This is a genomic window from Kouleothrix sp. 19917, from assembly GCF_057073505.1.
Map to the genome: position 1 here is coordinate 28,821 of NZ_CP097100.1, position 20,593 is coordinate 49,413.

Annotated in this window: 17 protein-coding genes; 15 read left to right on the forward strand and 2 right to left on the reverse strand. The window is 66.2% G+C overall.

Annotated features, from left to right (window positions below; translation table 11 throughout):
* Positions 1-15 precede the first annotated feature (15 nt).
* The 3 genes from M1P90_RS34910 (at position 16) to M1P90_RS34920 (ending at position 2,006) form a co-directional block, all read left to right on the forward strand.
* Entirely contained in the window at positions 16-711 is a 696-nt protein-coding gene (locus tag M1P90_RS34910) for a hypothetical protein (RefSeq protein ID WP_483705532.1), read from the forward strand.
* Between the two features lie 390 nt (positions 712-1,101).
* The gene (locus tag M1P90_RS34915) at positions 1,102-1,350 is read left to right on the forward strand and encodes a hypothetical protein (RefSeq protein WP_483705534.1); all 249 of its coding nucleotides are present in this window, start codon (positions 1,102-1,104) and stop codon (positions 1,348-1,350) included.
* Complete coding sequence (locus M1P90_RS34920) at positions 1,338-2,006, forward strand: hypothetical protein (RefSeq protein ID WP_483705536.1); 669 nt, start codon at positions 1,338-1,340, stop codon at positions 2,004-2,006. The genes M1P90_RS34915 and M1P90_RS34920 overlap by 13 nt, the downstream gene beginning before the upstream one ends.
* 91 nt (positions 2,007-2,097) lie before the next feature.
* On the opposite strand, the gene M1P90_RS34925 is transcribed toward M1P90_RS34920, so the two are convergent.
* Together M1P90_RS34925 and M1P90_RS34930 are read right to left on the reverse strand one after the other, a co-directional pair.
* Positions 2,098-2,670 (reverse strand): CAP domain-containing protein, encoded by a 573-nt coding sequence (locus M1P90_RS34925; protein WP_483705538.1) that lies wholly within the window; start codon positions 2,668-2,670, stop codon positions 2,098-2,100.
* A 57-nt stretch (positions 2,671-2,727) separates the two neighbouring features.
* Entirely contained in the window at positions 2,728-2,952 is a 225-nt protein-coding gene (locus tag M1P90_RS34930; RefSeq protein WP_483705540.1) for a hypothetical protein, read from the reverse strand.
* A gap of 119 nt (positions 2,953-3,071) precedes the next feature.
* Here M1P90_RS34930 and M1P90_RS34935 point away from each other — a divergent pair, with 119 nt between their 5' ends.
* The 12 genes from M1P90_RS34935 (at position 3,072) to M1P90_RS34990 (ending at position 20,522) form a co-directional block, all read left to right on the forward strand.
* Positions 3,072-4,583, forward strand: a complete 1,512-nt coding sequence (locus M1P90_RS34935; protein ID WP_483705542.1) for a phosphatase PAP2 family protein — start codon at positions 3,072-3,074, stop codon at positions 4,581-4,583.
* Positions 4,584-4,628: 45 nt separating this feature from the next.
* Positions 4,629-9,020, forward strand: a complete 4,392-nt coding sequence (locus tag M1P90_RS34940; RefSeq protein ID WP_483705544.1) for an SdrD B-like domain-containing protein — start codon at positions 4,629-4,631, stop codon at positions 9,018-9,020.
* 18 nt (positions 9,021-9,038) lie between these two features.
* Positions 9,039-9,581 carry a TadE/TadG family type IV pilus assembly protein gene (locus M1P90_RS34945; protein WP_483705546.1) on the forward strand — a complete coding sequence of 181 codons (543 nt, stop codon included), beginning with the start codon at positions 9,039-9,041 and terminating at the stop codon, positions 9,579-9,581.
* Complete coding sequence (locus tag M1P90_RS34950) at positions 9,578-10,090, forward strand: TadE/TadG family type IV pilus assembly protein (RefSeq protein ID WP_483705548.1); 513 nt, start codon at positions 9,578-9,580, stop codon at positions 10,088-10,090. Before M1P90_RS34945 ends, M1P90_RS34950 begins: the two co-directional genes overlap by 4 nt.
* A gap of 30 nt (positions 10,091-10,120) precedes the next feature.
* Positions 10,121-11,182: an SAF domain-containing protein gene (locus M1P90_RS34955; RefSeq protein WP_483705550.1), complete on the forward strand. Its 1,062-nt coding sequence runs from the start codon at positions 10,121-10,123 to the stop codon at positions 11,180-11,182.
* A 17-nt stretch (positions 11,183-11,199) separates the two neighbouring features.
* A complete protein-coding gene (locus tag M1P90_RS34960; RefSeq protein WP_483705552.1) occupies positions 11,200-12,378 on the forward strand; it encodes an ATPase, T2SS/T4P/T4SS family in 1,179 nt (392 codons plus the stop codon).
* A 15-nt stretch (positions 12,379-12,393) separates the two neighbouring features.
* Positions 12,394-13,659, forward strand: a complete 1,266-nt coding sequence (locus M1P90_RS34965; RefSeq protein WP_483705554.1) for an AAA family ATPase — start codon at positions 12,394-12,396, stop codon at positions 13,657-13,659.
* Positions 13,656-15,749, forward strand: coding sequence for an ATPase, T2SS/T4P/T4SS family (locus M1P90_RS34970; protein ID WP_483705556.1), 2,094 nt, complete (start codon positions 13,656-13,658; stop codon positions 15,747-15,749). Before M1P90_RS34965 ends, M1P90_RS34970 begins: the two co-directional genes overlap by 4 nt.
* Positions 15,746-16,696, forward strand: coding sequence for a hypothetical protein (locus M1P90_RS34975; RefSeq protein WP_483705558.1), 951 nt, complete (start codon positions 15,746-15,748; stop codon positions 16,694-16,696). The genes M1P90_RS34970 and M1P90_RS34975 overlap by 4 nt, the downstream gene beginning before the upstream one ends.
* Positions 16,697-16,787: 91 nt before the next feature.
* On the forward strand, positions 16,788-17,585 hold the full coding sequence (locus tag M1P90_RS34980; RefSeq protein ID WP_483705560.1) for a hypothetical protein: 798 nt from the start codon (positions 16,788-16,790) through the stop codon (positions 17,583-17,585).
* 131 nt (positions 17,586-17,716) lie between these two features.
* Positions 17,717-19,075, forward strand: coding sequence for a VanW family protein (locus M1P90_RS34985; RefSeq protein WP_483705562.1), 1,359 nt, complete (start codon positions 17,717-17,719; stop codon positions 19,073-19,075).
* A gap of 16 nt (positions 19,076-19,091) precedes the next feature.
* Positions 19,092-20,522 (forward strand): hypothetical protein, encoded by a 1,431-nt coding sequence (locus tag M1P90_RS34990; protein WP_483705563.1) that lies wholly within the window; start codon positions 19,092-19,094, stop codon positions 20,520-20,522.
* Positions 20,523-20,593: the final 71 nt, after the last annotated feature.

Below are 20,593 nucleotides of genomic sequence, written 5' to 3' on the forward strand. Positions count from 1 at the left end.
TGGAAGTGAGTCGCTGTGTCTGCGATGGTCGAGGCCCGCGCCGCCCCTGGCGCTGCGGTCATCTCATCTCGTCGTCTCCACCTTGGAGCCCGTCTGCTGAACGCGGGCGTCGGCGCTCGCTTTTTGCTCCCACAAACCGCCTCGCCTGGGGCGCAGCTCCCACCGCTGCGCCCGCCTCTCCTGCTTGATACCCGCGATCTTGGGTTCGTCCAAAGCGCCGCACTGCTGGTCGAGCTGGCAGCACGCCGGCCGGCCATTCCGACTATTGTGCTTATCGATCCAGACGACGTCGCACTGCGGGTGATCCTACCGGTCTGCCTGGCCGTTTACGCGGTGCTTGCCGATACGGAGGACCTCCGGCTGCTTGGCCCGTTGATTCGGCTAGGTGGGCTCTGCGGAGCCGATCGCTTGCAGACCATTGATCCCTACTGGATCGGCGTCCCGCCCATCCAGCGCCCACCGATCACCCTGGAGGATCTGGAAGTCCTGGTGGCGCTGGCACGCGCTGAGAACATCGACGACGCCGTGGAGCGCAGCGGCGTGGCGCGCCGGACGTTCTACCGCAGGCTGGCCCGGCTGCGCGCCGGCCTCAATCTGCCGCCGGCCACGCATGGAACGCGCATCGAGGAGCTGATGACCTCGATGATTACCGCCCTCACCCGTCTCGGCCAGAGCTTACCTTCTGGCGACGCCACCTCCCCGCGCGCGTAACGCCGCGTTCGCCTGCCTACACCGCTCCACCTGCTTGATGACCGCCTGATCGATCCCCAACGATACCGCCAGCCCGCATCCCCCAAGAGTACCGCCTGACACTAGGAAGGGGGGGCGCAAAAGTGGCACAGTCGCGGCGATACAAACCCCTTTTTAACTGCTACTCTGAGTCCAGGTCACCTATGGTGTGGCCGTTGCCATTCCTGTGAGGATTGTTCTGTGATGAAACAACAGGTGATAGCAGTCGTCGGGTCATCGTCGCAGAGCGCGGGCGAGTGGTGTGCCCTGGTTGCCACGTCTGGCGCCGTGCCTGCACCTAAGGAACTAGGGACATCCGCGGTGATCGGCGCGGACGCCTGGGTCGTAGCGCTGGATCAGTGGCAGGCGCCGATGACACACGGCTTCTGGCTGCGCAGCTTGCCCGCTCCGATCGTGTTGATCACCCCCCATACGCTGGCGGCACAGGCGCTCGCGCCGCTGGTGCCGCAGCTCAAGGTCATTAGCCCGCCAGCCCGCGCGCTGCACGAGCTGGCGGACATGCTGGTGCTGGCGCTGGCCGGCGCCGCCGGAACCCTGGTCGTTCCAGCCCAGGGATTTGAGTCCTATGGAATGCGAGGAGCGACCGCATGGGCACACTAGCACTACCCGAGCCCTCTCTGGCCACTGAGCCACTGTACCTGCTGATCAACCAACACTATCAGGTGAGCCGCCAGCCCGGCGCGGTTACGGCGATGGATCGTGATACGCACGATCCGCTGTGGCGCCGCTGTGTGGTGGCCGAGACCAGCCTGGCGCTCATGCTGACGCTTGTCCGCGAGCAGCTCTACCCGCCCTCACCGGAGACCCTGGTCCCGCTCTCGGAGAGGATGGCGCTCGAACTCGGGGCGTTGGAGGGTCTGTTGTCCAACGGCACGCCGATCGACGCCGTCGCCCCGCGGATCTCCAATCAGGCGCAGCGGCAGCATGTACTGCCGGCGCCGCTGGTCTCCCTGCTGGTGCAGACGACGCTGATTCTCGTGCTCTCCGCGCTGGCCGACGATGCCAGGCTGATCATCGTCTCGACGCCGCGGACGGCGCAGGGCGGCGTGCTGATTACGGTCGAGGCCGACGCCGACGCCGCCCGCGTCGACACGGGGATCAATGCCCAGCTCAAGGACCGGGTAGGCAAGGCGCTGAGTGCGGCCGGCGGGGAGCTGACCGTTACGGCGACCGATCGCGGCACCTGGGTGGCCAGCATTTGCTTATCGGGAGCGTGGAGTACCCACGCCGAGGTGCGTCATCGTGCCATCGCCTGAGACAATCCGCTGCCCGCTGCCTGATCGCTGCCATAACGCAGCGCGGGCGCCCATTCTTGGGCGCCCGCGCTGTGGCTGTCTCCGGCGGCCGTTAGTTGTGCAGCTCGCCGATGGCAAGTACCCAGCGATAGTTGTTGAACCCGATACCGATGTCGAACACGTGATCGGTGTTGGCGCAGCCGGCCAGGATTGCGGCTTTGTGGCCCTCGTCGCTCATCCACAGGGCGACAACATCGGCGCCCGTATGCGGGCCGGCGGCAACATTCTCGGACAGCCAATCGCTGCGGGTATAGCCGTGGTGGAGATACCAGTCTACATCGACGAAGACGCTATGGTCATATGTGTTGTGCGCCACCATATAGTCGGCCCACGCCTGCGCGCCGTTACCCAGGTCGGCCTGCGCGCTGACCGGCGCGCAGCCAGCCTTTGCCCGCTCACTGTTGACGGCGGCGATGGCATCGGCCTTGAGCTGCGCCGGGTCGACCGTCGGGGTCGGCTCCGGCGTCGGCGTCGGGTTGGTGGACTGGCCGTTCGAGACATTCGTGACCATGGGCAGGTAGACGGAGTAGTTCGAGTTGGCCTTCGCCGTGGGTCTCTGGAGCAGGTTGCTCAGGGTGTAGACGGCGATAGCGATCAGGGCGATGGTGGTCAGTATGCGTTTCATATCAGTCACTCCTCTGTAGTGTATTGCTGTGATGTAGTGGCCGGGCGACCGACCGGTTCAGCGCGATTGTTCCAAATAGTGTTCGACCAGCGGGTGGTGGAGATTGACCAGCCACCCGGCGTTTCCGTCAAGCCGGCGAGCGAAGAAAGGTCGTTCCTGTTCGGCGAGCTTCTCGTAGTTGCGTGCGACCCAGTCGCGGACGCTTTTGGGCTCCCGCCCCGCTCGCCTGGCCAACTCGGTGATGTTCAGTACCTCATTCAGGTTGGCAAGTTGCTCGTTCATTTGTCAACGTTCCGCGTCTCTATATTATGTCATAGAAATACGCCGACGTCGGCGTATTATCAATAGTTAGCTGGTCCTATTTTATGTCTAGTACCATTCGCGTATCTGGAGGTTCTCGGATGTTCCGGTCTCCACTCTTGATTGGCCTGCTGCTACTCGCGCTGATCCTCACGGGCTGCGCAAGTGACACGTCGGCCCCGCAGGCGGGCGCGACCGCCACGGCAGTTCCTGAAACCCCACGTGGATCACAGGCGCGCGCCTGGTTGATCGGCGATGGCGCTCGCCTGGTCGCGCAGCTCGATCAGGCCGCCGCGCTGGCCGAACTGGCGCCCCAGTCTTCTGCCGCGCCGATCGCCGGCACGACCGCGGTCATAAGCGAAACCGCGATCACTGAGGCGCAGGCGCCTATGCCGACACCGCGGTCAATCGTGCTGCCCGCCAGCGACTCGCCGCCGCCGACGCCTGTTCCGACCGCCGCGCCGGCATCGGTGGTTCCCGCCCCCGCCTCGGCTGAAGCACAGGCGGCATGGGCCCAGCCGGTTTCTGCGTGGATGGATCTGGGGATGGAGGCGATCGCCCGCGCCGAGCTGACGCCGAACCGCGCGGCGCGCGACCTCGCCATCCTGTCGGTCGCGCTCAATGACAGTTACGTCGTACTCGACGCGGCCCGAGCACAGAATATCGAGGTATCCGAGGAGGCGATGCTCGCCGCCGCGGCACGGCAGATCCTGAACACATCGCATCCGTCCGACGCAACGATCTGGCAGCAGGCATATGACGTGGCGGTGTGGATGGGCGCCTGGAACCACCACGACTCGGCGCAGGCCGTCGCCAACGGCATACAGCTCGGCAAAATCGTTGCCGACGCGGTCCTGGATCGCGTGCGCGGCGACGGTGCGACGGCGCCGCAGATCTTTGATTGGCCCGAGTCGATTATTCCGCCGGGCCAGCCGACGCCGGCCCCGCCGGTCGACCGCTGGCGGCCGGTGTTACCGGATCAGCCAATCGACCCGCTCTGGGGCAAGGTCCACCTGATTGGACTGTCGGGTGCCGATGGTCTGACCGCCGCCGCGCCGCCCAACTGGGACGCGGTAGCCTTCGCCGACACGCGCACGGCCTTCGCCAACACGCAGCACGCACTGACCGACGAGCAGCGCCAGCTCGTGCGCAAGTGGGCCGCGGCCTCGGAAACACAGACGCTCGCGGGTCTCTGGTTTGCCCAGGCGCGCGCGCTCCTTAGTGGCGCGCGCCTCGACAATCGTGCGACAGCGCAGGTGTACGCAGCCCTCGGGGTCACGCTGCACAACGCGTTCGTCGTGAGCTGGGCCGACGCCTACCGCTACCTGGTGCCGCGCCCGACCAACTGGATGCACGCGAGCGACCCGGCCTGGTCGCCCGCCGTGCCGGCCCCGTCCGCCCCATCGTACCCGTCTGATTCTGCGGCCGCCAGTGTTGCCGCCGCGGATGTACTGGCGGCGTTCTTTCCTGCGCAGGCCGCGCAGCTCGCCGCGACCGCCGACGAGGCGGCGCGGAGCCAGGTGTACGCCGGCGTCCACTGGCAGATCGACACCGACGCGGGAAAGGAACAGGGTCACCGCGTCGGCCAGGCCATGCTTACCCTGATACGTTAGTCCATGGCGTCTGTCATTCGTTTTTGTTGAGGAGCTACACTATCTATGCAGCATCATCGCATCTTCCGCTCCAACACGCTGCTGCCGTTCCTGCTCCTGCTGGCCCTGGCGGTGCTTGCGCCCCTGGCGCAGCTACTGCTCGGCACGCCGGTTGCGCAGGCCGCGCCGCTTGCACAGTCAGGCACCGCCGCCAACGTCGGCATTGCGGCGCCCGGCTACGGCAACTACTCCTACCTGACTGCCGCCTACGCTGAAACGCTGGTCGACTCGCGGAAAGGCACCAGCCCGGCGATCTTGAATACTACCAAAGGCGGTGTTTCCACAGCGCTGACGCTCAACCAGCTCGGGTCAGTGTACGGACTGGCCTACGACAACGGCGTCGTGACCGGCGTGCGCCGGGTGTTCATCGGCGCGTTCGCCCGGCGCTTCACCAGCTTCGGGCCAGGCGGCCCCGGAGCAATCTACCAGTACAACCTGAATACAGGCGGGTATAGCCAGATCGCCACGGTGCCGGGCGTGACCGTGAACGGCCACACCACGCTCTACCCCGGCCTGCCTGCGAGCTACCGCACCAACTTCGATAACTGGATGCAGCCCTGGGTCGGCAGGAGCAGCCTGGGCGACCTGGAGATGGGGCCGGGTGGCAGCTATCTCTACGTCACCGACCTCCAGAACCGGCGGGTGCTGGCTGTGAATATGGCTTCCGGCAACCCGAACTCGACCTGGCAGGTGCTGTACCAATCGCCGGGCAATCGCATCCCGTTCGCGCTCAAGTTCGCGCCGGCGATCAACCCGACCGAGCCGGCCTACCTCGCCATCGGGGAGATCGACCCGGTAAGCCTGCACGCCTATGTGGTGTTCCGCGACTCGACCAACGGCTCGCTCTGGACGGCTATCGACCAGGATCTCCATGACTCGTCGATCTGGCCCCGCATCCAGCGCAGCACCGAGCCGACCGGCTGGTACGCCTGGGAAGACCTCCCCGACCAGAGCAGTGTGTTCCGCCCGATGCCGCTGCTGTCGGGGCTGGCCTTCACGATCAATCGCCAGGCGGTTGTTCTGGGCTTCCGCGACCGTTTCGCGGATCAGTACAAGCAGTATGACTCGGGCGAAAACCTCCGCGACACGGTAACCGTCTACGCGACCGGCGACACACTCACCTACCGCTGGAACGGCAGCGCCTACGCGCTACAGCGTGCCGGTTTCCAGAACCCGCCGGATAGCGATTGCGGCAATGTCGCGTGGCCGGCGGGCAGCGATTACTTCCGCGACAGCAGTTATTTTAACGGCAACGAGTGCCAGCAGCCGCATGCGGAGACGCATATGGGCGCCGTGCAGATCACCCCGAACGGCCAGCAGTGGCCACCAAACGAGGAGCTGGTCACGACTGCGCTCGATCCACTTCAAGGGTCCAGCAGCGGCGTAGCATGGTTCAACGTCAACCCATACCAGCGCGACGCCACGGCCGCCGTTACTGCGGTGGTCAACGACCAGCTCTGGAAGTCCGCCACGCTCGGCGACATCACGCCGCTGGCTGATTTCGCCTACCTCGGCGCGCGCGCCTGGAACGACGCCAATGCCAACGGCGTGCAGGACGCGGGCGAGGCGCCGATCGCGAATGTCGTAACCGACCTCATCGACATCCGTAACGGCAGCGTCGCCACCAGCGCGCGAACAGGCGCCGACGGCTGGGTGTACTTTGTGGTGCAGCCCAACGTCTCCTACACCATTCGCGCGGCGTCGAGCAATTGGTCCGTCGGCGGGGCACTCACGAATTATATTATTTCACCGCCCGATCAGGGAGGGAATGACACTACCGACAGCGATTTGAACTCCTTAGACGGCACGGTCACGTTGCCGGGACAGAGGCGCGACCAGACCAACACGACCATTGGTATGGGATTTCTCCTCGTGAACAACGCCCTTAATACTATCGGCGATCGGGTCTGGCTGGACACGAACGCGAACGGCGTGCAGGACGCAGGCGAGCCCAACGTGAATGGCTCGCAGACCGCCGTGCAGATCAGGCTGAACTGTGTGCAGGTGTATCCGTCCTGCCCGGCCGGCTACCCGCGCTCGCTGAGTCTCGGCTCTGGCGGGACGTACCAGTTTGGCAATTTGCCGGCCGGCATCTACTACGCCAACTTCACCCCACCGAGCGGCACGCTCGGCTCGCCTCCCGATCGCGGCGGGAACGACGCGCTGGACAGCGACGGCTACGCAACGAGTGGGAGGTTTGACACCACCTATGTGTGCGTCGGCAACCCGGGTGTGGGGTGCCCAATCAGCAATCCAAACCTCGACCAGGGGCTGCTCGGCGGAATTGATCTTCAGATCACCAAGACCGGGCCGGCGACGGCCCCGGTTGGGACGGCCATCCAGTACACTCTGACTTGGAGGAACAACAGTACGATCAGCGTTCCAGCAGGCGCGGTGATCCAGGACACGCTCCCGACAGGGTTGACCTTTGTATCGGCCAGCCCGGCTGCCACGACCACCAGCGGCTCGACCAGAAGCTGGACGCTGGGGCCGCTGGCGGCTGGGCAGAGCGGCACGATCACGATCAACGCGACGGTCAATACTAACGCGCCCACAAGCGTGACCAACACCGCCACGATCACGGTGCCGAGCGGCCAGACCGATCCGACGCCTTCCAACAACAGCTCGTCGGTGACCACGACGATCCTGTACCCCGACATCCAGATCACCAAGTCGGGCCCGGCGACCGCTGCGGTCGGCGCGAACATTCAGTACACGCTGACCTATCGAAATAACAGCACCTTCACGGTGCCGGCGGGCTCAGTCGTTCAGGACACGCTGCCGGCGGGGCTGACGTTCGTGTCGGCCAGCCCGGCTGCTACAAACACCAGCGGATCGACCAGAAGCTGGACGCTGGGGACGCTGGCGGCCGGACAGAGCGGCACGATCACGATCAATGCCACGGTAGCCACGACCGCGCCCGCGAGCGTGTCGAACACCGGCACGATTGCGGTACCGACCGGCTACACCGACAGCACGCCCGGCAATAACTCCTCGACGGTCACGACGACGATCCAGCGGCCGGACGTCAGCATCGCCAAGACCGGCCCTGCGACAGCGCTGGTGAGTGACACGATCACCTACCAGCTCACCTGGCGCAATATCGGCACGGCGCCCGCCGCGAACGTGGTCGTGCGGGATACGCTGCCCGCGGGCCTGGCCTTCGTATCAGCCACCCCCGCGCCGTCGAGCGTCAGCGGCCAGGTGCTAACCTGGAACCTGGGCACCCAGGCGGCCGGCGCCAGCGGCACCATCTCGGTGCAGGCGCAGGTGCTGATGTCGGCGCCGGTATCGCTGGTCAACACTGCGCAGGTGTCAACCACCTCGCTGGGCGACCCCAACACGAGCAACGACACCAGCACGTGGACAACGACGGTGCTGCGGCCGAATGTCCGCATCACCAAGACGGCGCCCGCCAACACCGCTGAGATGAGCCAGCTCCAGTACACGCTGGCCTACGCAAACAACGGCACTGTGGCGGCGGCGAATGTGGTGGTCAGGGACACGCTGCCCGCGGGCCTGTCGTATGTGTCGGCCAGCCCATCGCCGTCGAACGTCAGCGGCCAGACGCTGACCTGGAACCTCGGCACATTGAATGCGAACCAGAGCGGCTCCATCGTCATCACGACGAGGGTCGCGGCCGGGACAGGCGGCAGCAACCTGGACAACACCGCCACCATTCAGACCTCGACGCCCGGCGACGACCCGAGTGACAACACGTCGACGACCTCGACGTACGTCATTCCGCCGCCGCCGCCGCCCGCGCCGAGTACGAACTGGAAGCTGGCGATCCGCTCGACGCTGGACCCGCTGAGCCAGGATGGCAACCCAACCAACGGGGTGTATGTGTCGAACGACAGCAATGTCCACTGGCCGGCGGGCGAGGTGCTGGACTGGACGCCGCGGGCGCAGATCAGCCTGCCCGGCGCGTCCTCGCTCTACCCCTACCAGTTCCGCTCCAAGATCGTCGGCTGGAGCTACGTGTCGACCAACGTCGAGAGCGTGGAGCGCGGCGCGACCGAGGCGGACGACATGCCCGGGCACGGCGCTGGCTGCCGCGCCGGCGACCGCAGCGGCGTCGACGGCTCGGGCCTGGATGGCTGTGTGTACCGGTACATCGGGTCGGGGGCGCTGAACGACACCAGCGTGCCGACCGAGAACGACATGAACGGCCAGGCGCATGGCTACTGGAGTGTGGGTGTGCCGCGCTCGATGCGGAACGACGTCTACACCTACAGCCTCTCGCAGCTTGGCGCGGTCAAACTCACAGTCCAGGTCAAGGTGGTGATCGAGACGTACAACGTTGAAGATCCGACCGGCCAGACACTGCGCACCCGAACCGATACGCCGAGCAACACCTACACACTGACGCTGGTGGTGCCGCGCGATCTCAAGTAGCGAGGGAATATAGGGAATATGTGGAAACGGCGTCATAACCTCCTTGCCGCTCTGCTGCGCGCGGAGCGGCGAGGCGGGCGCCGCGGCGAGACAGCCGTGGCATCCGCCTCCCGACCAGGGCAAAGCCTGGTCGAGTTCGCGCTTGTCCTGGGCGTGCTGCTGCTCATCATTCTTGGCGGAATTGATGCCGTCCAGATCCTGATGACACAGTACACCGTGAACCAGGCCGTACGCGCCTCCGCCCACCAGGCCGCGCTTATCGGCGGGCCGGACGGGTCGAGCGGCAACGTCGCGACTGCCGCGCAGGCGCCGGAGAACTCGATTGCGAAGACGGCGCAGCTTGTGTTGGACTCGGGCATGACGACGAATGCCGAGAAGGCCACCATCACGGTGACCTGCACCAACCCGACGACCGGTGCCGTGCGCAACCCGTGCCGGCGCTATGACGCGGTGGAAGTGCGCATCCAGTACCTGGACGAGGTCTGGGCGCCGATCGCCATGTTCGACAAAGTGCGTGCGGACATGCGCACGACGCGCGCGGCAGAAAAGGATCAGCAATGAGCGACGCTCGATCGCTGCTTCGCGCGGCGCTGCGACATCGGAACCGCGGCCAATCGCTGGTGCTGGTCGCGCTCATCCTGCCGTTCCTGATCGCGTTCGTCCTGACCTGTATCGAGATTGGCGAGCGCTTCTGGGAGAAGGCGGCGATCGAGGACGCGCTCCAGCAGGCGACCCGCTCGTCGGTCCAGAACTTCCGCTACAGCGCGTTCGCGGAAAACAGCCAGTCGCTGGACGACACCCGCGTGAAGGATGTCGCCGAGCGGACATTCATTATCAACCTGACCGGCCTGCGCGGCATGGTCCAGACACCCGCCGCGGTGGCAAGCCAGGTGACCTGGACGGTGCTGCCGAATGGCGGCACATGTACGTTCCCGAACGGTCACCCGTCGGTTTCGGCAACGACTCCGATGGTCTGCGCGACCCTCAAACCGCGCATGACCGGCCTGCTCGGCTGGGGAGAGTGGACACCGCAGATTGACGCCGCATCAACGCTTGATGCCGTCCCGTAGTAATTCAACCATTGAGGAGAACCCACAGTAATGGCAACCACTATTGGAACCCCTGGAACGCTGAGCAGCGCGCTGGCGCCGAAGAAGTCGAAGTTGGTGCCGGTGCTGCTGCTCATCGCCGGCCTGGTTGTGGCGCTTGGCGCCGCCGCCTACGGCTACATTGAGTCGCAGCGCACCGAGAAGGTCGTCATCGTCGCTCGCCCGATCGCGTACGGCAAGCAAATTGTCGCCGAGGACCTGGCGACGATCGAACTGCCGCTGCACCGGCCGGTCCAGATGGCCGGACTTACCGATCCGTCCCTGGTTATCGGCAAGTGGGCCGCGCGCGACCTCGGCCAGAATGACCTACTCAACACGGCCATGCTGCTGCCGGTCGCGCCGGATCACCCGGTCTACCCGAACGGCCGCGAGCTGCACAAAAATATGGTTCCGGTTCCGTTCGCGACCAGCACAATTGGACCGCTGACCGACCGCGACCTGGTCAATCTCGGCTTCACCTCGACCGACCCGCGCCTGTGCAACCAGGTCGGCGGTACGGTCATGCAGACACCGGCGGGCCTGCTGGTGAGCATGACCACCGTGCCGGCGGTGCCGATCCAGAGCGGCCAGATGCAGGCCGCGCAGCAGGCGCCCGCGCCGGCCGTCGACCCGAACGCCCCGCAGGCCGGGCAGCAGATGCGCGCATACGCCTGCCGCTTCCTGGAGCGCGTGCCGGTGCTCTACATCGACAACGGCACCGCCTACCTGGAAGTAACGCCGTACCAGGCGCACGCAGTCTGGGCCTTGCAGGCGTCCGGCAGCCAGCTCTGGGGCGAACGCTACGGCCAGTCCAGCGACCCGCTGGTGCCGATGGATAAGCTCGACGCCGCCGCGGTCACCCTGGACCGCCTGACCGCCCCGATTAGCGATACGACCACACTCAATACGTCGGCGATGAACAGCGGCAGCAATCTGCCGGGCAGCACGGCTGCAACGGCGATCCCCGGCAACGGCGAGATCCCAGGCAGCAACAGCAGCATTCCTGGCGCGCAGGCGACTGCTGCTCCCCAGGCGACCGCCGCGCCCGAGCCGACAACCACGGCCAAACCGTAGTAACGCGACGGAGAACGATGATGACAGTCTTAACCCTTCCGGCGACGGAGACACGGTTGAATGAGTTGCGCCAGCTCACCCGGACCAACCGGTTCGACTGGAAGCTGCCCGTCCAGGACGCGCTTGCGCGTGCCGGGCTCCCCGGCGGCCTTCCCCCAGAGGAGTGGGCGCGCCTGGCGTGGTACGGGCCGCTGGAGTCCTGGCTTCAGTCCGACGTCAACGCCCAGATTTCGGACATTCTGATCAACGGGCCTGGCCGCGACGTGATGGTGATTGACGAGGGCCAGCGGATGCCGACCGGTGTGCGGATACACCAGCAGTGGATCGAGTTCGTGCAGCGCCAGCTTCTGCTGCGCGCGGGGCTGATCAGCCTCCAGAACCCCAATCTGTGGCCAAAGCACGCGATGCTCGGCACGGCCGACCGGCGGCTGCGCTTCGCGGTGACCCGGCCGCCGGCTTCGCCGGACGGCCCGACGATCTCGATCCGCATCCTGCCACGGCACTGGCGCAAGATCGACGACCTAGTTCGCGAGCCGGAGCCGATCCTGCCCCGCGCGGCGGCTGATTTGCTGATTGAGGCGCTGCGCCGCGGCGTCACCATCTTGATCGCCGGCGCGACCGGCTCGGGGAAAACCACCATGACCGGGGCGCTGTTGCAGGCGATCGGCGACGAGAAGCGCGTCGTCATCATCGAGGAAAGCCGTGAGCTGCCGCAGCCTGCCGACAGCATGACGATGGAGGTCCTGAATTCGGGCCTGACCTACACCGAGTGTGTGCGGTTCGCCCTCAGGCAGAAGCCCGACCTGATCGTCTGCGGCGAGGTGCGCGGCGCCGAGGCGCTCGCGATGCTTCAGGCGGCGGCCTCGGGCCACCCCGGCATCGGCACCATCCACGCCCCCGACTGCCAGGCGGCGCTCAAGAACCTGGAGCGCATGGCCAGCGAGGACGGCGCCACGCCCGTCAACGTCGTGCGCGGCCTGCTGACGTCAGCCGCGGTCCCACTGATCGTGGCGCATATCGGTAATTACGGCGGCCGCCGTCGAGTCGGCTCCATCGAGGAGGTCCTTGCCCAGGGCGCGACCGGCCAGGGCGGTGACCGGTATCCCACCAATACATTATTCGCGTTCGATCCCCGCACAGGCAAGATCGAGAAACGCTACGCGGTTCAAGGCTCGTGGGGCCTTGGGCGCTTCTAAGGAGCAAGGACGATTATGAGCACAGGTGGCTTGGAAGTCTTTTTGGTGAGCGCCACCCCGGGCCTAAGCGAGGCCCTATCTGCCTATGAGGGCGTGAATATCGGAAGTGGCGCGATCGATTTCGCGGCGCGGCTCATTACCAGTGATCGCCCGCCGCAAGTGGTGTACATCGAGGATTCGGCTAGCAGGAACATCGATGACCTGTGGAACTTTATCCAGGCCGCGCGCGCGCGGCAGGTGACGGTGCTGATCGGTTTGCAGGGCATCGGCTTGAACCGGATGGCCGACTTTGTCGACGCCGGATTGCCGATCACCGACGGCCGCGGCGCCCACGAGATCTCCGCGTGGATCGGCGGCCAGCTCGGCGTGCGCAAGCGCGCCGCGGTGCAGCAGACGGTGATCGCGGTCGCCGGCGCCAAGGGCGGTATCGGCAAGACCGTGGTCGTCTCCTCCCTGGCGGAGGGGTTCAAGCGGCGCGGCCTGCGCGTGCTAGTCGTCGACGGCGACCTCTCCAACAGCGGTATCGTGCCGACGTTTCGCATCCCGAGCGGCTTCCCGACCTATTTGCATATCCAGGAGGACGGGCCCAATGCCTGGACTCCTGAGAACGTGCGGCGCTACATCTACAAGCACGCGGCCTCTGGCATCGACTTCCTGCTCGGCAGCGAGCAGACGGTCGACCCGGCCGACATGCAGCGCCAGCAGTGGATGGCGCTGATGCAGGCGGTGCGCGCTATCGAAGGCTACGATGTCGTGCTGGTCGACACTGGCCCCGAGATCAAAAAGCGCCCCTACGCGCTGCTGGCGGCGCGCGACGGCGGCTATGTCGTGCTCCCCAGCCCTCCGGGCCGCAAAGAGCGCGAGGGAACCGGCAAAGCGCTGGTGGTGTTCGAGCAGGCCGTCGCCGGCCGCGACATGACCGACCACTGTCTGCTCCTTTTTATGGAGCCGGAGAAGGGTGTCACGGTCACCATCCCCGCCATCGCGCCGCTGTTCGCGCAGCGCTTCCCGCGGGTGCGCACGATCGGCACGCTGCCGCGTGACCCGCATCTACTCAGCGCGGCCGATGAGGACCAGGATCGCTATGTCTGCCCGCTCGACCTCAAGCCCTATAGCAAGTTCTCGATCGGCGTCCACCAGGTCGTCGAGAACCTTTGCCAGCAGGTCGGGCTGAAGCCGCCGCTGCCAATGCCGAAGGCATCGGCCTTCCAGCGGCTGTTTGGCAATAAGAAGCCGAAGAATGCCGCGCAGAGCACCGCCGCGTATGGAGGCGCTTCATGACGAATAGTTTCTTCTCGGTCATGGACACGCCGCGTAGGGGCGCGGCGGCCGGCTCAATTCTCGACACGGCTGAAGAAGAGAGCGGCCTATCGGCGGTTGTGGGGAACGGAGCGCAGACCCTTGCGCGCGAGCAGGCGGCGGGAGATACCGCCGTCCTGCAATCCGTGCGCGACGTGCTCTCGGCGGCGTTTCGCGAGCGGCCCCAGTTCCTGGACCCGTTCGCGCCGGCGGCCGAGCGCAACGCCGAGGTGCTCATGGTGCTCAGAGCGGCTATCCAGGAGCAGCGCCAGCGCAGCGGCCCTCTGGCGCGCGTGCCCAACGATCACGAGACGCTGATCCAGCTCTTTGCCCAGACCCTGGGCTGGGGCCCGGCCCAGCGCTACCTCGACGACGAGCGGGTCACCGAGATCAAGATCAATAACGAGTCGATCATGGTCCAGGAGGCCGGGCACGGCTTTGTGACCGTGCCGGAGCGCTTCAACACCAAGGCCGAGGTGAAAACCCGCGCTATTTTGCTGGCCAGTATCCTGGGCGTCCGGCTCGACTCCGAGCACCCCCAGGAGACGCTGCCAATCGCGCACGGCACGCGTATGCACGTCACGATCTACCCGCGCATCCCCGACGTGGACGGCGCGCTCGTCTGTATCCGGCGCGGGCGCCGCGAGGCGTGGGATCTCGACGACATTCTGTCGCGCGGGACGATCAACACGGAGATTGCCGAGCTGCTCAAGCTGCTGGTCGGCGCGCGCTGCGCGGTGATTATCGCCGGCCGCACCGGCAGCGGCAAGACTGGCCTGCTGGAGGCGCTGGCGAACACGATCCCGGGCGAGCCGCACGTGATCACCATTGAAGATCACACGCTAGAGATCGGCATCCGCCGCGCGGCCAACTGGACCCGCGAGCTGGTCGACGCTTCGCGCGACCGCAAGGTCTTCGGCAGCGTGGCCTACCAGGCGCTGCGCCAGACACCCGATGTGGTCATCCCGGGTGAAACTCGCGCCCAGGAGGCCGGCGCGATCCTTTCGGTCGTGATGTCGGACCACGCCGTTATGACAACTATTCACGCGAAAACGCCACAGGAAGCGGTCGAGCGGTTTGTCACCTGCGCGACGATGCCGGACTCCTATATGTACGAGGGCCGGTATGAGGACGCGCTGCGCGACGCCTGCTCGGGCTTCGACGTGGTGATCAAGGTCGATTTCTGGGAGGCGGTCGGCAGGCGCCTGGTGACCGAGATTGCGTTGATCGACGGCACCGCCCGTGACGGCGACCGGCTCCGGCCGAATATGATCTCGCTGGCCAAAGTCGACGTGCGGCCGGACGGCGAGATCGCCTGGCAGATGAAGGCGCGCGCCGTCGGCGGGCGGCTGGAATGGGTAGAGGGCAGCGATCGGACGCCCCAGCAGCTCCGCGACAAGCTCCTGCGCGCCCGCGCGCAGACGGCGGTGCGCTCGACGGTCGGGACGACGCTGGACAACGCCCAGGACGCGATCGCGCGTGCTGAGCGCATGCTGGCCTCAGGGGAGGCCGATCGCGCGATGAACACGCTCCGCAACGCCTGGCAGCAGCGGCGTGACGAGCGGCTTATGCTGGCCGCTCAGAAAGCCCTGGCCCAGGCGCCCACACTGTTCACCTCGCTGATCCGCGAGTCCGAGCTGCTGCGCACACGCCTGGAGCAACTGGTCGAGCAGCGGAGCTGGATCGAGGCTCGCCAGGCGTACGAGCAGCTCGCATCCGACGTCGCGCGCGCCGCGGCGGCCATGCCGACCGGCGGCTGGGCGCGGCTGCTCCAGCGGGTGAAGACCGGCCTGGAGCGCGAGCAGCAGGCACGCCAAGCGCGCACTGACGCCGAGGCGGCGCTGGCGATCGGCCAGGCCCGCAACGCGCTGGAGCTGCTTCAGCCGTTCAACGCGGCCGAGATGGAGCTGTCGCGGCCAACCCTGCTGACCCTGCTGCGCGTGCGCGAGCAGGCGATGGGGATGATGGTCCAGCGCGGCGAGGGTGCGCAGGCGGCGCTTGACACGCTCAAGTCTCAACGCGTTGCGCTGGAGCAGGCATTGATAGCAGAGCAGCAACGAGGATCGCAATGAATATCACCAATTATACTGATACCACGCTGACCCACCCGGAGAGCGCGTGGCTGGCCGTTTCGACGCCAATCTTTCTCACCATCGCCGGCCTGCTCCTGTTCGGGCTGATTTTACACGCCGGCTTCAGCAAGGGCCTGATCGTCCACATCACCAAGATGATGACCCCGGCCCCGAGCTTTCCGGTCGAAGCCGCGCTGCTGTGGACTCCTCCGGTCGTCAGCGAGACCCAGTTTCTGTCCATCTGCCTGGGCTGTGCGCTCGTCGTACTGGTCGCGCTGCTCAAGGTGATACCGATGTTCCTGGCGCTGCTGTGCGCGGGGCCTTTGACAGCTGGCCTGATCTACCTGGCGCAGCGCATCCTGGAAGCCCGCTACCGGAATCGTCTGGATAAGAACCTGGTCGCGGCGGTTGGGCGCCTGGGCGCGCAGCTCCGCAGCGGGCAGGGCATTCAGGGCGCGCTCGGCAAGGTGCTCCTGGATCTGCCGGACGGGCCGCTCAAGGCCGAGTGGCAGTTTATTGTCGACCGCATGGGCGTGCCGCTTGAGAGCGGCAGCCTGGCGACCCCCCAGGAGGTTGTGGCGGCGCTGGCGGCGCAGACGCCCTCGGCACGGCACGCCAGCTTCTTGCAGCACCTGGAGGTCGCGTTGACGCAGACCTTTGACGTGCTGGTCCGGCGCGTCGACGCCGCCTACGCTGCGCTGCAACACTCCGAGCAGCGCGCCAGCCAGGCCAACACCGAGCTGTCGCAGATGCGCTATTCCGGCCTGGCGGTCGGCGGCGCGGGCCTGTTTATGGCGGCGTATCTGTTCTTCACGCAGAGCGAGCGCATGCAGCGCGCCTACACCGGCCCACTGGGTATGATCGTGGGAGCGATTGTCATCGCCGCGCTGCTCAGCCCGCTGGTCGCCGGCGTGCTGCTGTCGCAAGCAGACGACATGGATTACTGATGTTGTTGAGCTTTTTTGCCACCAAGGCCAGTGGTAGGCGCGCCGCAAACGCGCCGCCGATCGCCGGCCTGGTGGTTTTCGGGAGATAGCTATGGATTTTCTGGTTTCAAGTTCCGCGCCATACTTCGCCCTCAGTCTCGCGGGGGCGATGGTCGCCGCGTTCGGGCTGACCCGTCTGGAGCGCTCCCGCTGGGCCGCGTTCGGCGTGCGGGTGCTCCCCAACCACTCAGAGATGAGCGGCCGTCTGCTGATCGGACAGATTGCGGGTATTCCGCTTGCGTTCATCCTGATCCTGATCGCCTTGATCTCCGGCTCGGCGGCCGGGTATCGCAATTTGCTGTTTATGCTGGCGATCGGCGTGTATCTCTACATTGGCGTGGTTATCCCGCGCAGGCCAATCGTCGAGGCGCAGAAAGCCGCGCGCCGTCTTCGCCAGCTCACGCCGGGCCTGGTCTCGTATATTCAGGTCAGCCTCGCCGGGGGTGACTCGCCGATGGTCATCCTGGAGCGCTACATCGAGAAGCCGCTCAAAAAGCGCGCGCTCATGCAGGCGGTTGTCGGGGATGCGGTCAAGATGACGCGCGATCGCTATATTCGACCGTTTGACGCGCTGCGAGTCGTGGCGCGCGCGCGGGGCTGCATCGAGCTGATCGACGTCACCGACGCGCTGGCAACCTCCGAGGCCGAGGGAACCGACCCGCAGGCAGTGCTGAGTGCGCAGCAGGCGACCCTGGAGCAGGTGCTGCGTGATGAGTTCACCCGGATGCTCAAGCGGCGCACCATGTACCTGCTTTTGACTGTGGCGATCAGCCTGGTCATCGGCATCCTGGGTAATTTGCTGTTCGTAATGACCGGCGGCGGAAGCGTGCTGATGAACCTTGGCGCGTAGTGCGCACCCGCCCATGTCGATGTGAACCTGGGACCATTTTCGTTTCGCTTGACTTAGCACCCAGAGGATATATGACCTCGCCACGTGCCCTGTATTTGCTGATCGCGCCCCTGCTGGCGCTGATCGCGATGATGACGACTAGCTCAGCCACGTCGCCCGCTGGTCCCGTCGCGCATGCCGAGGCGCGTGCCCTGCTGAACGCCACGGCCAACGCGCCGCTCGGCGCGCCCTCACGCTATGTTGAGGATGCCGGGCATAACCTGGCCGGACCGTTCCAGGCATTTTATGACGCGAATGGGGGAGCGTCGATCTTCGGTAAACCGATCACGGAGCAGTTGACCGAGGATGGCTTGATTGTGCAGTATTTCGAGCGCGCGCGCCTGGAGCTGCACCCGGATGGTGCGATGACCCTCGCAAGGCTTGGCGCGCTGCTCACCGAGGGGCGCACCGATATGCCCTTCCAGAAGCCCGCCGCCGTCCCGTCCGATCGACTCCTGATCCCTGAGAGCGGTCACTCCATGGGCGGCGTGCTGCGCGCGTTTTGGGAGCAAGAAGGCGGCATAGCGCTCTTTGGCAACCCTATTTCCGAAGAATTTATCGAGCAGGTCGATGGAACGCCCATGCTCGTGCAGTATTTTGAGCGTGTACGCCTGGAGTATTTGCCGATCGGGAACGGCGGCGACGGCAAACCGCGCATTGGCGCGCTCGGAACGTTGTATGCGCAGCGCTTGCCTCAGGAGTTTCGTGAGCGGGCCAGGCCGATCGTCGTCCTCGGCGAGTCGCACCTCTCCTACGCTCCGCAGACGCCTGAAGGAACCAATATCGAGCTGGCAGCCGCGCAGTTCGACGGGCTGGTGGTATACCCGGGCTATAGCCTCTCCTACCTGGGCGTCGTCGGCGAAGTCTCGGCGGCGACCGGGTATCAGGGCGGCCAGGCCGTGGTCGGCGGCGCGGTCGTCAACGACAATATCGGCGGGGGAATCTGTATGGTCTCGACCGGGCTCTACCGCGCCGCGTTCTACGCCGGCATGGAGATCCTGTCGCAGCGCAACCACAGCCTCTACCTGCGCGCGTTTCAGAACGATCCGGGGCTTGACGCGGCGGTATTCACGCCATCGCTCGATATGCGTTGGCGCAACGACTCGCCCTTCCCCATTACGGTGACCGCCGCGGCATCGGGTGGGAAGCTCGTTATTACGCTCTGGGGCGTCTCTGACGGCCGGAAGGTCGTCGTCTCCGACCCGGTCTACACCAATCGAACCGACCCGCCCGCGCCAGAGTGGCGCTTAGACAGCTCGCTCGGCGATGGTGCTGTGAAGTGGGTCTCACGCGGCAGTGGGGGGATGGTCATCACGCGCACACGCGCGGTCACCGCCCCAAATGGACATCTCCTACATCAAGATACCGTAGTGTCGCGCTACACGCCATCGACTGGCCTCGCATTGTATGGCCCAGAGGTGACCCCGCCGGGCGACGCGCCCACACACTGAAAGGACAGCTTCTCGTATGCCTCGTGGACTAACACTGATTATCGGCGGCGCGATCCTGATACTGGGCCTGGTCGTGGGTGGCCTGGCCATGTACCGCCCATCGCGCCCATCCTATATCAACACCACCCCTGAGCCGATTGGACGGCCTGCCGCCGCCGCGGCCGCGCCGCAAGGCGTCGACGCAGAGCGCGTCCCCGTCAGCGCGGCGCCCACGGAGGTCGCGCAGAGCAGCACCGTCACGCTCGCCGATCGCGCGATTGTCGTCGCCGCCAGCGTGTTCCCGGAGCCCGGCCAGATCGCGCAGGGGACGCCGATCATCCTGTCGTTTTCCGCGCAGGGCGGGGAAATGCAGCAGCTTTGCTCGGCCTCTAGCGGCCTGCTGGACTCAGGGCTGTGCTCAATCCGCGGCCTGAAGGTCGCATCGGTCAATGATGCGGGCGTTTCCGTGCCGCTGACGGATGGCCAGGTGCAGACGCTCACACGCGTGCGTGACGCTGGTGTTGCCATCACCGCCGCAGCGGATAACGCGGTGCTGATGGCCACGACGAGCGCGCAGCAGCCGACGGCGGCAGCGCCAACCAGCCCGCCCGCGCCAACCGCGGCCCCGGCGGCAAGCGGCGCACCGGCCGCGGCCACAGCCGACCAGCAGGCCCAGAGCCGCGCCAGGACAACCTTTGTCGACGGCCTGCCGCTCATGCCAATCGTCATCGCTGTTCTGGCGCTTGTCGCCATTGCAGGTGGCGGCGCGTTTCTGCTGCGCCGGCGGCGCGGCGGCGCATCTCCCGTGAAAACGCCGAAGCCCGCTGCGGGCCGGAAATTCAGCCTGCCGAAACGCGGCGGGGGTAAGGCTGGGGCCGCAAGCAACGCCCCGGCGCAGGCAGGGCTCAGCCTCAACCTGGGCCCGATCGAGGTGCAGCCGCTGCTTGATGATGACGCTGCGATCGCACAGAGCGCGCCCCGCCCGGCCGCGGAATCGTTCACGAGCGCGCCATCCGCAGGACCGTTCGCCGGCGCCAGTGGTGCGGGGGCGTTCCTGGACGCGGGTGACGACCTGTTTGCGCCCGGTGCGGCGGCCCAGCCCGTGGCCGCTGATGCGCGCGCTTCATCGTCTGGTGCCAGCGGCACTGGCGCATTCCTGCCCCCGGACGACGACCTGTTCGCCTCCAGTCTGGCCATGCCATCGGCGACGAGCACCGCGCCATCCCCGATGCTTATGGCGCAGCCTGCGCCCGTGGACGACGTTTTCAGCACGCCGCCCAGCGCGCCTGCCGGGCCTGGGCTGCTCGACGACCTTCAACCGGAGCCGGTGGTGACCGTGGCCGAGCCGATCATTCCACGCCTCGGAGCGCCGCTGCCGCCCGCCAGGCCCGCCGAGGCGCTGCCGCCGACGGCGGCGCTCGACCGGCAGGCGGCGCTGCGCTGGGTGAAGCGCGGCGGCGATCGCTAGACGCGGAAACGGTGGGCTGGAAATCTGATTTCGTGAGTTGCGAAAAAAGGCTTCCAGCCCACCCAGAGCGC

Coding starts and splice junctions, on each gene's coding strand:
- M1P90_RS34920 (WP_483705536.1), top strand. CDS start 1,338: ATGGGCACACTAGCACTACCCGAGCCCTCTCTGGCCACTGAGCCACTG.
- M1P90_RS34970 (WP_483705556.1), top strand. CDS start 13,656: ATGACGAATAGTTTCTTCTCGGTCATGGACACGCCGCGTAGGGGCGCG.
- M1P90_RS34990 (WP_483705563.1), top strand. CDS start 19,092: ATGCCTCGTGGACTAACACTGATTATCGGCGGCGCGATCCTGATACTG.
- M1P90_RS34960 (WP_483705552.1), top strand. CDS start 11,200: ATGATGACAGTCTTAACCCTTCCGGCGACGGAGACACGGTTGAATGAG.
- M1P90_RS34925 (WP_483705538.1), bottom strand. CDS start 2,670: ATGAAACGCATACTGACCACCATCGCCCTGATCGCTATCGCCGTCTAC.
- M1P90_RS34975 (WP_483705558.1), top strand. CDS start 15,746: ATGAATATCACCAATTATACTGATACCACGCTGACCCACCCGGAGAGC.
- M1P90_RS34935 (WP_483705542.1), top strand. CDS start 3,072: ATGTTCCGGTCTCCACTCTTGATTGGCCTGCTGCTACTCGCGCTGATC.
- M1P90_RS34930 (WP_483705540.1), bottom strand. CDS start 2,952: ATGAACGAGCAACTTGCCAACCTGAATGAGGTACTGAACATCACCGAG.
- M1P90_RS34965 (WP_483705554.1), top strand. CDS start 12,394: ATGAGCACAGGTGGCTTGGAAGTCTTTTTGGTGAGCGCCACCCCGGGC.
- M1P90_RS34940 (WP_483705544.1), top strand. CDS start 4,629: ATGCAGCATCATCGCATCTTCCGCTCCAACACGCTGCTGCCGTTCCTG.
- M1P90_RS34915 (WP_483705534.1), top strand. CDS start 1,102: ATGACACACGGCTTCTGGCTGCGCAGCTTGCCCGCTCCGATCGTGTTG.
- M1P90_RS34980 (WP_483705560.1), top strand. CDS start 16,788: ATGGATTTTCTGGTTTCAAGTTCCGCGCCATACTTCGCCCTCAGTCTC.
- M1P90_RS34945 (WP_483705546.1), top strand. CDS start 9,039: ATGTGGAAACGGCGTCATAACCTCCTTGCCGCTCTGCTGCGCGCGGAG.
- M1P90_RS34985 (WP_483705562.1), top strand. CDS start 17,717: ATGACGACTAGCTCAGCCACGTCGCCCGCTGGTCCCGTCGCGCATGCC.
- M1P90_RS34955 (WP_483705550.1), top strand. CDS start 10,121: ATGGCAACCACTATTGGAACCCCTGGAACGCTGAGCAGCGCGCTGGCG.
- M1P90_RS34950 (WP_483705548.1), top strand. CDS start 9,578: ATGAGCGACGCTCGATCGCTGCTTCGCGCGGCGCTGCGACATCGGAAC.